Annotated in this window: 2 protein-coding genes; one reads left to right on the forward strand and one right to left on the reverse strand. The window is 74.0% G+C overall.

Annotated features, from left to right (window positions below; genetic code table 11):
• Positions 1-116: 116 nt before the first annotated feature.
• The gene (locus ACOV8S_RS03580) at positions 117-995 is read right to left on the reverse strand and encodes a fructosamine kinase family protein (protein WP_448316056.1); all 879 of its coding nucleotides are present in this window, start codon (positions 993-995) and stop codon (positions 117-119) included.
• 161 nt (positions 996-1,156) lie between these two features.
• Between ACOV8S_RS03580 and ACOV8S_RS03585 the strand changes: the two genes are divergently transcribed.
• Positions 1,157-1,489, forward strand: a 333-nt coding sequence (locus ACOV8S_RS03585; protein WP_448316057.1) for a carboxymuconolactone decarboxylase family protein, incomplete at its 3' end; no start/stop codon positions are given.

The raw sequence follows: 1,489 nt of genomic DNA on the forward strand, positions 1-1,489 counted from the left end.
GGGCTGGGCTCCGGCGGCGACGAGTCCGACGGGCTCGGGGAGGGAGACCCGGAATCCGACGGGCTCGGCGAATTGTCCGGCGCGTCCGCGTGACGGACGGGAAGGCGAACGGGACCTCAGTGGCGGAACGGCTTGAGGAGGGCGCGGACCTGTTCGGCTGCGCCCCAGTCGTGGTCGAACATCGCGACGAGGGCGAGGGACTGCCGCAGCTGGATCAGCGGCATCCGGGCACGCCACCCGGCGTCCAGCCCGGTCAGCTCCGCGTACACGTCGAAGAACCGCGCGGCCTCCGGCGGATGCGGGGAGCACCACAGGTGCGCGAGGTCGACCTCGGCCCACGTGTAGGAGACGGCGGGATCGATCAGCGCGGGGCGGCCGTCCCCGGTGGCGAGGACGTTCTGCGCCCAGAGATCGCCATGGGTCAGGCAGGCGGGCCGGGGCGGCAGCAATTCGGGCAGCCGCTCGCACAACCGCTCCAGCGCCCGCCGGTCCTCCGGCCCCAGGGCCGCCTCGACGCGGCGCTCCGGCAGCCACCGCAGCAGCCGGCGCCGGGCGAAGAACTCGTACCCGTCCTCGGTCCACCCGTTCTCCTGGCGGTAGCGCCCCAGCCAGTTGTCGCGTGCCCAGCCGAACCGGTCGTGCACGGTCGAGGTGTGCAGCCGCGCCACCTCGTGGGCCAGCCGCTCCCAGAAGGCCTCGTCGCCGGCCGGGCGCTCGCCCAGTGCGGACAGCACCAGCAGCTCACGGGTCGCCAGCACCACGTCCGGGGTGGCCAGGGCGCCGCGCTCCCGCAGCGCGCCGAGTCCTTCCGCCTCCGCCGCGAACAGGTCGTCCGCCGGGATGTCCGCGAACGACTTCACGAAGAGCGGCGCGGCGCCCGGTCGGACGGCGAGGCCGGCGACCGCGGCCATGCCGCCCTCCACCGGTTCCACGGAGGTGACATCGGTCAGTCCGGCGTCGTGGAGGCGGTCGAGGAGGAGCGAGGTGGTCTGCACGAGAGCGCAGGCTAGCGGCGGACGCGGGGCGGCGCGAGAGCTTTCCGCCCCGTGGGAGAGGCCGCCGGGGCTCCGGTTCCCCTCCCGCCGTGTCACAGGAGCGCGGGCCGTCTCGTCCCAGGGGGTGGAGGAACACACCCGCCAGGACGAAGGAGCACACCATGGACGCACGGCTCAACTACTTCGCCAGCCCCACCGCCGGGAAGGCACTCAGGCAGTTCATGGCCGTCGGGAGGGCCCTCAAGGAGTCGGCGCTGCCCGCGGCCACGCAGGAGCTGGTGTCCCTGCGGGTCAGTCAGATCAACGGGTGCGCCGCCTGCATCGACATGCACACCAAGGAGGCGGAGTCCGCGGGCGAGACGGCGCTGCGGCTGCACCTCGTGGCGGCCTGGCGGGAGGCGACCGTCTTCACCGAGGCGGAGCGGGCCGCCCTGGAGCTCGCGGAACAGGGCACCCGGGTCGCCGACGCGGGCGAGGGTGTCAGCGACGAGGTC

Source organism: Streptomyces sp. CO7, from assembly GCF_053474865.1.